The 12365-nt window shown below is 34.8% G+C and carries 11 protein-coding genes; all 11 read left to right on the forward strand.

Annotated elements, in window-relative coordinates; translation table 11 throughout:
* The first annotated feature begins 233 nt into the window (after positions 1 to 233).
* The 11 genes from OSO01_RS09140 (at position 234) to OSO01_RS09190 (ending at position 12111) form a co-directional block, all read left to right on the forward strand.
* On the forward strand, positions 234 to 1736 hold the full coding sequence (locus OSO01_RS09140; protein ID WP_147210128.1) for a DHA2 family efflux MFS transporter permease subunit: 1503 nt from the start codon (positions 234 to 236) through the stop codon (positions 1734 to 1736).
* 166 nt (positions 1737 to 1902) lie between these two features.
* Complete coding sequence (locus OSO01_RS09145) at positions 1903 to 2757, forward strand: PP2C family serine/threonine-protein phosphatase (RefSeq protein WP_147210129.1); 855 nt, start codon at positions 1903 to 1905, stop codon at positions 2755 to 2757.
* A 302-nt stretch (positions 2758 to 3059) separates the two neighbouring features.
* The gene (locus OSO01_RS09150; RefSeq protein WP_147210130.1) at positions 3060 to 4490 is read left to right on the forward strand and encodes an alkaline phosphatase; all 1431 of its coding nucleotides are present in this window, start codon (positions 3060 to 3062) and stop codon (positions 4488 to 4490) included.
* Positions 4491 to 4576: 86 nt separating this feature from the next.
* On the forward strand, positions 4577 to 5233 hold the full coding sequence (locus OSO01_RS09155) for a DUF4352 domain-containing protein (RefSeq protein ID WP_147210131.1): 657 nt from the start codon (positions 4577 to 4579) through the stop codon (positions 5231 to 5233).
* Between the two features lie 281 nt (positions 5234 to 5514).
* On the forward strand, positions 5515 to 6573 hold the full coding sequence (locus tag OSO01_RS09160) for an SIS domain-containing protein (protein ID WP_186813605.1): 1059 nt from the start codon (positions 5515 to 5517) through the stop codon (positions 6571 to 6573).
* Positions 6574 to 6592: 19 nt separating this feature from the next.
* Positions 6593 to 7021, forward strand: coding sequence for a PTS sugar transporter subunit IIA (locus OSO01_RS09165; protein ID WP_147210133.1), 429 nt, complete (start codon positions 6593 to 6595; stop codon positions 7019 to 7021).
* Between the two features lie 22 nt (positions 7022 to 7043).
* Positions 7044 to 7529 carry a PTS sugar transporter subunit IIB gene (locus tag OSO01_RS09170; protein WP_147210134.1) on the forward strand — a complete coding sequence of 162 codons (486 nt, stop codon included), beginning with the start codon at positions 7044 to 7046 and terminating at the stop codon, positions 7527 to 7529.
* Between the two features lie 20 nt (positions 7530 to 7549).
* Positions 7550 to 8332, forward strand: a complete 783-nt coding sequence (locus OSO01_RS09175; protein WP_147210135.1) for a PTS mannose/fructose/sorbose/N-acetylgalactosamine transporter subunit IIC — start codon at positions 7550 to 7552, stop codon at positions 8330 to 8332.
* Complete coding sequence (locus OSO01_RS09180) at positions 8325 to 9143, forward strand: PTS system mannose/fructose/sorbose family transporter subunit IID (protein ID WP_147210136.1); 819 nt, start codon at positions 8325 to 8327, stop codon at positions 9141 to 9143. The genes OSO01_RS09175 and OSO01_RS09180 overlap by 8 nt, the downstream gene beginning before the upstream one ends.
* Positions 9144 to 9320: 177 nt before the next feature.
* Positions 9321 to 11267 (forward strand): BglG family transcription antiterminator, encoded by a 1947-nt coding sequence (locus OSO01_RS09185; protein WP_147210137.1) that lies wholly within the window; start codon positions 9321 to 9323, stop codon positions 11265 to 11267.
* A gap of 1 nt (position 11268) precedes the next feature.
* Positions 11269 to 12111, forward strand: coding sequence for a YitT family protein (locus OSO01_RS09190; RefSeq protein WP_147210138.1), 843 nt, complete (start codon positions 11269 to 11271; stop codon positions 12109 to 12111).
* Positions 12112 to 12365 lie beyond the last annotated feature (254 nt).

Consider the following 12365-nt stretch of genomic DNA (forward strand, 5'->3'; position numbering starts at 1 on the left):
CAGGTATAAAATAGTTAAGTCTTTAAGAGAAAATTGCTTTGAATTATAGTAAGGAAGTTTTTAAACCTCTGTAAGATGATATTTTTTGCGTTTGAGGAAAGCATAAAAGTAAGGTTATGAAGGATCTCGATATGGCAAAAAAATTAAACATAACACCAGGTAGAAAAATAATCATTTCTCTGAAAGGCGGGGAAATGTAATTTTTTTCTAAGAAAAGAAAGTGAGGGTCTATAATGACAGATATTCAAGAAATGCATAAACAACCGCCCTATGGCATGATAGCTATTTTATTTATTGGGGCGTTTGTAGCAATTTTAAATGAAACTTTATTAAACGTAGCACTACCTTCTATCATGACAGAATTTGAAGTGAAACCAACCTCTGTTCAATGGCTGACAAATGGTTATATGCTTGTAAACGGGATTCTTATTCCGGCAAGTGCATTCTTAATACAACGTTTTACAAATAGAAAGCTGTTTTTAACAGCAATGACGTTATTTACAGCTGGTACATTATTAGCTGCTATTTCACCGACTTTTTCTATTCTTTTAGTTGCAAGATTAATTCAGGCAGCAGGTTCAGCAGTGATGATGCCGCTCTTGATGAATGTCATGCTGACTGCTTTTCCAATTGAAAAACGCGGTACAGCAATGGGAACTTTCGGTCTTGTAATGATTGTAGCACCTGCCATCGGTCCGACATTATCAGGATGGATTGTGGAGCATTATGATTGGAGAACCTTATTCTATATAGTCTTCCCAATTGCTATTATTTCATTATTAATTGGCGTATTTAAACTGAAAAACATTACTCCGCAGCGCCCAATCAAGCTTGATGTATTTTCCATTATCCTATCCAGTTTTGGTTTTGGCGGCTTATTATATGGATTCAGTTCAGCTGGAGATAAAGGCTGGGATCATCCATCCGTATATATTACGTTAGTTGTTGGCGTAATTGGAGTGGTGACACTTATTCTTCGTCAATTACGTATGAAGGATCCGATGCTTGAATTCCGGATTTTCCGCTATCCGATGTTTGCCTTATCTTCTGCTATTTCTGTTGTTTTAGCAATGGCATTATTTTCAGGAATGATTTTAATTCCATTATATGTACAGACAATCAGGGGATTTACACCATTTGAGGCAGGTTTATTAATGCTTCCAGGTGCACTTGTAATGGGAGTTATGTCGCCGATTACTGGAAGATTGTTTGATAAATTCGGTGCTCGTACATTAACTATTATCGGGCTGACTATTACTGGGGTAACAACATTCTTCTTTACACGATTAGATATGGAAATTACGATAACCTCTCTTATGATTATTTTTGCGGTTCGTTCTTTGGGAATGTCTATGGTAATGATGCCTGTTATGACAAATGGATTGAATCAATTACCAATGCATCAAAATCCGCATGGTACTGCAATGAACAACACATTGCAGCAGGTATCCGGTGCGATCGGCTCAGCATTATTAATTACAGTAATGAACAGCCGAACTAATAAAGAGGCAGAGACACTGGCTGAGGAAGCAATGAAAAATATGGATCCATCGCAAATGCCGACTGGTGCAGCAGCAGATCAGATGCAGGCTGAAATAATGAATGAAGCCATGCTGCATGGAATTAATTTCTCATTCTTTATCTCCTTGTTAATTATTGTTTTAGCATTTATTCTGGCTCTCTTTATTAAGCGGGTTGGTACGGACGGAAAAATAATTACAAAATCAGCAAAATAATAAGAAAAAAGAAACTATCATCTGATTAGCAGGTGATAGTTTTTTGTATGTGAAAAAGTATATATTCTTTCATGCACTATGAACATGTTAAACTAATTAAAAGCTTACATTTACATACCTAACTACAGGGAAGCAGGATAACTAAAGAGAAGAAAGCGGGGATGTTATGATTCATTTTTCAAAAGTTTATAAGCAGGGCAGTAACCCGGTAAATGAAGATGCTTACGTAGTAAATCAGAAAAAAGAGCTGTTTGCAGTAATTGATGGAGCGACAGGACTGGGCGGACTGTCTGGGAAAATAGCAGCAGAAACCATTCAAAACTGTTTTGATACAGGAAATTTTGAAGACAGCTTAATCAAGAGGGTTAGCAAAGGGAATACAGATTTAGCAAAAAAGACAAAACAGGAATTGGGACAGGAAATCGAAACAATTGCAAAAGAAAAGCGGAGTGCATGCGGCATTGCAGCAATACAAATTCATGAAAATTATATGGAATATGCTCAATCTGGAGATTGTATGATTTTTGTGGCTTATCAGGATGGAGGAGTCCAGACACTTTCTTATGATCATGTTATGAGATTAGATCAGAAGGCTATTTCTGAATTGTATGGTGCTATCGCTAAGCGGGTTAATCAAGAGATCGACGGAGAAGCTTTTCAAGAAATTTATCAAGAGGAAAAAGAACGTATTATTCCTATTCTTAAGGCTAACAGAGAGAAATTAAATACCCGGGGAGGCTACAGCATTATTGATGGCACCACCGAGGCAATGGAATATTTAACCTCTGGAAGAGTCCCGCTTCATCAGGTGGAAAAAATCTTACTGATTACAGACGGAATGCAGCTACATGGAGTGGATGGTAATGTTTGGAAAGAGACCGCTAATTTTGCTTTTCAATATGGTATCGACAGCTTGCTGGATTATGTTGTTCAACAAGAGGGAACGGATATTTTCTTGCGGAATTATCCACGTTTAAAGCATGCGGATGATAAAACGGGAATCCTTGTGGAACTGGGTTAATAGAAAAAATAAGTGAAGGGAAGTAAATTTTATGTTTTTTTGACCTCAGGCGTCCAGCGATTTAAGTGGAAAAGTAACTAGAAAAGACTTAGTAGAATTTATATCTTGTATTCAGTAAAAGTATTGTTCACACCTAAAGCGCCGGTGATGAACGATGCTTTTTTTCATTTATTCATGCCAAGGCTTGTTTTAATATACAAACAACTAAACTTTACAATTAACTTACATTTCCTCAACCTCTAGTTAATATCCATTGCTTACTATAGATAATAGATTGATAAGTTGAAGGAGGAAATCAAAAAATGGCATTAAGTAAAAAACTAGTATCACTGGCAGCGGCTGCAGGATTAACATTAACCAGTTTAACAACTGGCACACAAAATGTACTGGCAAGTGAAGCCGCACCTCCCAAAACAGAGGACACAGAGGTGAAAAATATTATCTTTTTAATTGGGGATGGGATGGGAGTGTCCTATACTTCAGCATATCGGTATTTTAAAGATAATGGAGAAGAAAAATTTGTGAATCAGACAGTATTTGATAAGTACTTAGTTGGGCAGCAGACAACATACCCGGAGGACCCGGAAGAGAATGTAACAGATTCAGCTTCTGCAGCAACTGCGATGTCCGCAGGGATTAAAACATATAATAATGCTATTGCGGTAGATAATGATTTAACAGAAGTAGAAACCGTGTTAGAGCGTGCGAAACAATTAGGTAAATCAACAGGTCTTGTTGCCACATCTGAAATTACGCATGCAACGCCGGCTGCATTTGGAGCACATGATGAAACAAGAAAAAATATGAACGGTATTGCTGATGACTATTATGATGAACGAATTAATGAAAGCCATAAAATTGATGTACTGCTTGGCGGAGGAACAACTTTATTTGACAGAGAAGACCGTAATTTAACAGAAGAATTCCAAGCCGATGGTTTTAGCTATGTAACGAATAAAGATGAACTTATAAATGATACGAATGAACAAGTACTTGGTTTATTTGCAGAAGAAGGCTTGCCTAAAATGATTGACCGTAAAGAAGATGTTCCATCTTTAGCAGATATGACAAATTCGGCATTAGATCGTCTTAGTCAAAATGAGGATGGTTTCTTCCTGATGGTAGAGGGGAGTCAAATTGATTGGGCAGGTCATGATAATGATATTGTTGGTGCAATGAGTGAAATGGAAGACTTTGAAGCAGCATTCGAAGCGGCAATTAACTTTGCAGAACAGGATGGAGAGACATTAGTTGTGGCTACAGCAGATCACTCAACTGGCGGATTTTCAATTGCAGCCGATGATGACTACAACTGGAACCCGGAGCCGCTTCGCGCAACAACGCGTACACCAGACTTTATGGCTGAAGAAATTGTTAATGGTGCTGATGTAGAAGAAACACTAGGGAAATACATTGATCTAAAATTAACAGAAGAAGAAATTAATACTGTGAAGGAAGCAGCAAAAGCAGAAGATATGCTGGAAATTGATGATGCTATTGAAGCTATCTTTGATGTCCGTTCGAATACAGGCTGGACAACAGGTGGTCATACGGGAGAGGATGTAAACGTGTATGCTTTTGGTCCGCAATCGGAGTTGTTTGCAGGTCAGGTTGATAATACAGACCAAGCTAAATTAGTCTTTGGGATTCTGGATGGAGGCAATGTAAAGGCTGAAGTAGAGGATGCGGATATGGAAGAACAAGCGGAAGAAGATAAAAAAGACGAAGATTAAAATGTAAATCAACAATAAATAGGCGTTGCATATGAATTCATTAGTGGAGCATATGCGACGCTTTAAACCGATAAGGAGTATGTCGTGTGAACAGGATATTTGGTTTTTTAATTATAATATTTGTATTAGCAGGCTGTGCAAAAGATAAGCCGGCTGAAGAGGCTGAAGCAAAAAATGATACAGATAAGGAAGAATATACGCAGACAACTTCCTATTTAGATGGATATTTGGAAAACCCGCAATTGCCAGATGATAGCGAATTACTTGTGGTGGATCAGGTTGTTGAAGATTCAAAGGGGAAATCCACCTTAATAAAAATAAAACAAGTCAATGAAACATATCAAATTGGCGATATAGAAATGACACTGCGAGACGCAAAATGGATTCATCTGCGTCCTTCTTATCGAATGATAGATTATTTTCATGGGTTAACAGACAATGAATCCGAATTTAATTATGTAAAAGTATTTGTAGAAATAACAAACACGACTGCTGAAACATTACAATTTAGTCCGGCCGCTCTGGTAGAAACAAATGATGGTGAAAATACTTCCTGGGAAGATGAACTATACCTCGAAGGTTTAAATGAACCAATAGAGCCTGGAGAATCAAGAAAAGGAAATTTGGGATTTATTGTAGATGAAACGGAAGATTTATCAGAGTTAACGATTTTGACAAGTGATCTTTTCGATGAAGCAGATAATAAGCTGACTGATGCAGCAGAGATAACTGTTGAATTTTAAGTAGAATAAGAGAGTAATACATGATATGTAATTGGAGAAATCTAATATCATGTATTGCTTTTTTTATGCATAGGGGCTAAAAACTAAAGCAATATAAATATAATTTTATACATTTGGAAATAATTACTAATTGATTTTTGTATTATTTCCATCTATCCTATTAAGCAATCTAATAACGGAAATATATACAATACTGCATGATTAATCGTGCAATATTGTATATGGATATAACTTATAAAGAGGAATATCATTGAGTTATTAAGATGTTTAGGAGGAAATTCATGAGTATGATTGAGGTTATTAATCGTATACCAACCCAGCTTCAAAAAATAGGTCAAAACAAAGAAGGATTGAAATTAAAATTAAAGGAATTTTTGAAAGCGGATTCTGAAATAAGGAGAATTGTAATAATTGCTTCAGGGACTTCCTACAACGCTGCTTTTACAACAAAGCATTTTGCGGAAAATATTAATCAGGTTCCAGTGGATATTATTTACCCGAATATGTTTGTTCATTATTATAACCACTCCTTATTAGATGAAAAAAATTTATATATATTTATTTCGCAAGGAGGAAAAACAAAGCTTGTCTATGAAGCACTGCAAATAGTAAAAAACAAAAAATACAGAACGATTTCACTTACTGAAACATTGAACTCACCAATTGCAGATATAGCTGATATAGCTCTGGAAATCGGCTCAGAAAACGAAGAGTATTTATATCGTACGCTTGGTTATTCAGCTACCTGTGCTACATTATCCTGGATTTATATCTCTTTATTAGATATCTGCGATAAAATAAATGAAGAAGAAATTGATATATATATGCAGGATTATCATAGTATGATTAAAAATTTGATGAAAATTAAAGAGAATACAATAGAATGGTATAAAAAACATAAGTTTGAGTTAATGCAGAAGCATAATTTTTTATTCGCCGGGACAAACGATTTATGGGCAGTTGCTCAGGAAGCAGATATAAAGTTCATGGAAATGCTTCCTGTATTTACAAATAGTTTTGAATTGGAAGAACTGATCCATGGTCCGCAGAATTCTTTTAATCAAAATATAGGGTATTTCATTTTAAGCAGAAGCACTGAGGATCGTGAAAAAGCAAGAAGTATAGCAGCCTTTATTGAAAAAGAAATTTCTTCCTGCTATTTAATTGGTGATTATGATGAAGCAAGTTTTAATGTAAGTCCTGAAAGTAAATATTTCAGTAATTTGGAATATATAACGTATTTCCAAGTTCTTGCATATATGCTGTCGACGGATAGAGGCAGAGATTTGACCAAAGGTATTTACCCGCGGGTAGTAGATTACATTAATAAATCACTGTAAATAAAAAGGAGGGAGTCAGATGAAAAAAATATTAGTTGCAACACATGGAAACTTTGCAGAAGGGATCATTTCTTCTATTAACTTGATCTTAGGTGAGCAGGATAACCTGCATTATATGAATGCTTATTTAGATGAAGTCCCTTTAAAAGAAAAAATAAAAACATTTTTTGAGCACAATGCTGCCACAGAAGATGTTGTTATCATTTTTACAGATTTATTTGGCGGCAGTGTAAACCAGGCTTTTCTCGAATATATGGATAGAGAAAATACACACTTCATTACTGGAGTGAATCTTCCATTACTTTTGGAAGCAGTAATGCTGAACGAGGTGGATGTAACAGAAGAAAAGTTAAAAGAGATTGTTAAAAGATCCAAAGAACAAATTATTTATACAGATAATCAAAAGCATCAAACGAATGAAGCGGCTGATGAAATATTTGATATATAAAAATGTAGAGAGGAAGAAATAAATGATTATTCAAATGAGAATAGATGATAGATTATTGCATGGACAAGTGGCATATAGCTGGAAATCAGCATTATCTTATGAAGCTATTGTTATAGCAGATGATAACGCAGCAAATGATGAGGTTAGAAAACAGGCACTAAAGTTAAGTAATCCTGATGGAGTGAGACTCGCTATTCGTCCTGTTCAGGAAGCAGTAAAGCTTGTGCAACATCCGAAGTTAAAAGCAATGAGGGTATTTGTTATATGTTCTAATCCAGAGTCGGCCTATCAATTTATAAAGGAAATAGATGAAAAGCCTGTTCTTAATTTAGGTAATATGCAAAAAGAAGACGATAAGAAAGCTCTATCGTCAACGGTTTATGTATCTAAGGAAGATATGCACTATTTGGATAAAATCATAGATTTAGGATATGAAATAGAAGCTCGACAGGTTCCTGATGAAAGCGCTAAAAAGTACAAGGATTTAAAGAATAAAATGAAAAACTAATTAGCTTAAGGGGGATTGTCATGCAAACAGCATTAATTGTAGGTATAATTCTAGCTTTACTATGGTTTATTGAAAAGATGCTTGGAACACCAATGGTAATCAGACCAATTGTCGTTTCGACAATTATTGGTGCAGCACTTGGGGATGTACAGACCGGTCTGCTGGTTGGAGCAACATTAGAGCTGGTTTTTATGGGTTTTATTCAAGTGGGCGGAGCTGTCCCGCCAGATGTCCTGGTTGGTGCCGGACTTGGAACAGCGTATGCAATTATCGGTAATAATGGAGCTGAAGTTGCTCTTGCTTTAGCATTACCAATTGCTTTATTAGCACAATCTATCAAAGTTCTGGTTTTTATTATTCGAAGCTGGTTTATGGATTATGCAATGAAGCTGGCAAAAGCAGCTAATATAAAAGGAATGATAAATCTTAATGTTGGAGGCTTACTGCTTCACTGTGCGCTGTACTTTGTTGTCGGGTTTGTAGCTATATTATTTGGATCAAATGCCGTGGAAGCATTTGTTAATAATATTCCTGACGCCATTATGAATGGTTTAGAAGTAGCAGGAGGATTATTGCCTGCAGTCGGTTTTGCTTTGTTATTACTTCCAATGATGAAAAAAACAAATGTCTTATACTTTTTGTTAGGCTTTTCATTATTAGCTTATATGAATATTCCTATATTGGGAATTACCTTGTTTGGTGTCGTGCTGGCTTTCATCATTGTCTATGAATTTGGCGGTAAAAATGGCGGCGATCAGGATACAACTGATAAAGAGGATGAGGAGGAGCTGTTTGATGTCTGATAAAAGAAAATTAACCAAAGATGAGAAAAAATTAATGCGTGAAATATTTTGGAGTTCTTTTATGCTGGAAGCTTCTTATAATTACGAACGACAGCAGGCGCTTGGGTATTCCATTGGAATGTGGCCCGCTATTAAAAGATATTATAAAAATGAGAAAGACCGGGCAGAAGCATTAGAAAGACATATGAACATTTTTAATACAACTCCCCATGTTGTAACAACCATTACTGGTGTTGCTACTGCTTTAGAAAAAGAAGCCAGTGAAAATCCATCTTTTGATAAAAAGATTATTAATAATGTAAAAATTGGTTTGATGGGTCCTTTTGCTGGTATAGGGGATTCGTTATTTTGGGGGACCTTGCGTATTATTGCAGTAGGTATTGGTTTATCCTTAGCTCAACAAGGAAGTATACTTGGACCTATTCTTTTCCTGCTTTTATTTAATGTACCTCATATGCTTGTCAGATATTATGGTGGTGTATTTGGTTACAAATTTGGAACAAAGATTATGGATCAGGCTAATAACTCAGGAATCATGCAAAAAATATCCAAAGGTGCAACAATTGTCGGTTTGATGGTTATTGGTGCGATGACAGCCTCTATGGTAAAACTGGAGTCTTCCCTTGTATTTACTATTGGAGATGAAAAAATTCCAATGCAAGAATATTTAGATCAAATTTTCCCGTTGTTATTACCATTATTGTATACTATTCTTATGTTCTACCTTTTGAAAAAAGGAATGAAGCCGACTACTATTTTATTAGTAACAATCGCTATTGGTATTATTGGTTCTTTAATAGGGATTATTTAATGGATTTTACCTGTGGAGAGTATTGATTTAGTACCGAAAACGATGGAATTTCCCGTTAGTTGTGGAATAAATCTCTCCTTTATTGCTTTACACCCCTATCTAAAATTTATATAGATTTTAGATAGGGGTTCTTTACAATAGATAATAGATATCTTCTTTTGAAGAGAGGTAATTAATTTGTATTTTAATAGACGGGAATTATTAATATTAAATGAATTATTATCATTAAAATATAAAACAGCGGCACAATTGGCTTTAGCTGCAGACGCTTCTGTCCGTACAATAAAAAGTGATATAAAAAATTTAAGGAATAAGCTGGATAAAGAAGGAATTATGATTGATTCTACCCAGAATAAAGGATATAAATTATATTTTGAAACAGAAGAGGTAAAGTTAAATCTATATAAATATTTATCCCATATCAATATAAATAGACTGCATTTAAATAAAAGAAATAATTATGAACGTATCTTTTATATTATCCGGAGACTACTAGTAAATGTCGGATATATTAAATTAGATGATTTAGCAGAAGAAATGTTTGTAAGCAGATCAACATTAAATGTGGACATGCCTGAAGTGAAGAGAATTTTATATTCTTACCAATTATCTCTAATATCAAAAGCTAATTATGGAATAACGATTAAGGGACATGAATTAAATAAACGAACCTGTATAGAAGAGTACTTTTTTCAAAATAACTTCAGAGCAGAGAATCATAACGACCCAGATATTCGCTTTGAAAACTATAATCGTGCATTTATTCCCGAGACAGAGAGCGTGTTAAAAGAAGTATGCGATCGCTTTAATGTTATCTTATCAGACTTTTCCTTACAGAACATAGCTGTCTACGTATTAATATCTATTATACGAAATAAGCAAAAGCATCCTATTGATTTACATGCTGACACCACGAAGGAATTAAACCAGGATAATTCTCATGTAGGCAGGGCTAGTAAGCAGTTTGTGGAAATACTGAACTCGAAATTTAATGCAGAATTAAATGATAATGAAATGCTGTATATCAGCATGCATTTGGAGACAAAGCAAATTTTACAAAATAAAAATATGATAAAAGAAGCGAATTGGCCCAGAATTGATCAAGCGTTAGAAGCAGTTTATTTTGAGATAAAGAATAATTTTGATATCGATGTTTCAAATGATTTTATTCTAAAAAAATATTTAGCTTTGCATGTTTACCAGATGTTGAGAAGAGTAAGAAGCGGCATGGTTTTACGAAATCCCATTGTACATGAAAATTTACAAAAATATATTTTTGCTGCAAAGGTTACGATATCTGCAGTCAAAGTAATGGAGGATTATTTTAATATAAAAATAAACCTTAATGAATTTGGCTATTTGATGCTTTATTTTAATGTTGCACTACGTAATTTAAACAAAAAAAGTAAAATTTCAATCTGTATGGTCAGCGGGAGAGGCCGCGCAGAAACAATAATGTATTTAGAAGAGCTGCGGGATAAGTTCCCACAGGATAAGTATGTTATCACAAATTGTGATTCTGTAGAAGATATTATAGGACGGATAGGGGATTATGATATTTTTGTATCTTCCTATGAATTGGATATACCCCAAGCAATTCCACAGGTTGCAATAGAAAAAGGAGACTATATCAAGCAGATCCAGCAAATTGCTAATAATATTGATTTTTATAGAGGAGACTTTAGCGGTTATTTTAACAGATATTTTCAAGAAACTTTTTCGAACTTTCATTTAGAAGGCAGCGATAAAGAAAGTATTCTTCAAAATATTCTGCAGGATCTAAAATCACAAGGTATTGTTGAACCGCATTCCGAATTAGCGAATCCATTTGTCGCACATGAGATAGGGAATAATATCGTTCATTTACAAGACTTGTATAAGATTTGCAGGAAGCCTGTCTGTTATATTGCTGTCCTTAATTATCCAATTGTCTGGGACAATGATGTTGTAAGAGTTTTATTTTTAATAAAAACGAAAAGAGACGGAGATCATCACTTAAATATCTTATGTGAGATGTTTTCAAAATGGGCTCAGAATAAAGAAAATATACAAAGATTAGTAAAGAGAAAGAATTACAAAGTATTTTTAGATGATATATTAACTATGGAAAGTAGCGGATATTAAAATGAAACAGGTTTTTAAGGAATTGTTTGGAATTTTTATTGGTTGTCTTCTTTTTGTTATTGGTGTTAATTTTTATATTATACCCAATATGCTCTCCGAAGGTGGAATAATAGGAATCAGTGTGATTACACATTATCTGTTTAATTGGCCATTAGGTGTAACAAATCTGATATTTAATCTGATTCTTATTCTGGCAGGCTTTAAATTATTTAAGAAAAAAACCATGTATTATACTTTGTTTTCTGTATTTTCATCCTCGTTACTTTTATATCTGACAGAGAATACAAGACCGTTAACAGATGATGTTTTGCTTTCTGCTGTATTTGCAGGATTATTTGTAGGGGGCGGATTAGGACTGATATTTAGATTTGGAGGAACAAATGGCGGAACTACTGTATTAGCAAGAGGACTGAATCAGTATCTGGGTTTATCTGTCGGAAACGCGATGCTGCTGATAGATATTATTATTGTGCTGAGCTCTGTATTTATTATTGGAGTTGATAAAGGCATGTATACAGTTATTTCCGTTTATATTGGTGCTAAGTTAATTGATTACTTTGTGGATAGAATGGATGAAAGAGCAGCGATATTTATCATGTCCAATCATGCTGATGAAATAGCAAATGATGTATTATATAAAATGGCTCATGGAATTACCATTCTAGATGGTCATGGCGGATATTCCAAAAATGAAAAGAAAATACTATATTTGGTATGCAGAAAAAAAGATATTTTGAAGACGAAAGAATTAATCAAAAAAATTGATGTGAACGCTTATGTAACTGTTCATCAGGTTCAGGAGGTTATCAGAAAAGGGTATAAAGCATCTATGACTGTCCAATAATACAGATGCTGAAAATAGTGATTGTATGTCATGGCTCAGCTGGTTTCTGTCTTTAAATTTGCTATTCACAGTAAGAAAAACCAAGAAAATCACTTGGTCTTTAAAATACTGGTGTACTTGCCAAGGAGATGTCCGCCGCGACGGTTTTCGGTGGGACGAGTAATCGCAGTCCCAAAATGAAAGGAAGTTCGGTTAAGTTCGCGACGTCTTGTCTCAGGCAACGAACTGACATACATCCTGTATGCCTCCGCAGG

Origin of the sequence: Oceanobacillus sojae (assembly GCF_007991515.1) — a bacterium.
Lineage (GTDB): Bacteria > Bacillota > Bacilli > Bacillales > Amphibacillaceae > Oceanobacillus > Oceanobacillus sojae.

Coding starts and splice junctions, on each gene's coding strand:
- OSO01_RS09160 (WP_186813605.1), top strand. CDS start 5,515: ATGAGTATGATTGAGGTTATTAATCGTATACCAACCCAGCTTCAAAAA.
- OSO01_RS09190 (WP_147210138.1), top strand. CDS start 11,269: ATGAAACAGGTTTTTAAGGAATTGTTTGGAATTTTTATTGGTTGTCTT.
- OSO01_RS09180 (WP_147210136.1), top strand. CDS start 8,325: ATGTCTGATAAAAGAAAATTAACCAAAGATGAGAAAAAATTAATGCGT.
- OSO01_RS09175 (WP_147210135.1), top strand. CDS start 7,550: ATGCAAACAGCATTAATTGTAGGTATAATTCTAGCTTTACTATGGTTT.
- OSO01_RS09140 (WP_147210128.1), top strand. CDS start 234: ATGACAGATATTCAAGAAATGCATAAACAACCGCCCTATGGCATGATA.
- OSO01_RS09165 (WP_147210133.1), top strand. CDS start 6,593: ATGAAAAAAATATTAGTTGCAACACATGGAAACTTTGCAGAAGGGATC.
- OSO01_RS09170 (WP_147210134.1), top strand. CDS start 7,044: ATGATTATTCAAATGAGAATAGATGATAGATTATTGCATGGACAAGTG.
- OSO01_RS09150 (WP_147210130.1), top strand. CDS start 3,060: ATGGCATTAAGTAAAAAACTAGTATCACTGGCAGCGGCTGCAGGATTA.
- OSO01_RS09145 (WP_147210129.1), top strand. CDS start 1,903: ATGATTCATTTTTCAAAAGTTTATAAGCAGGGCAGTAACCCGGTAAAT.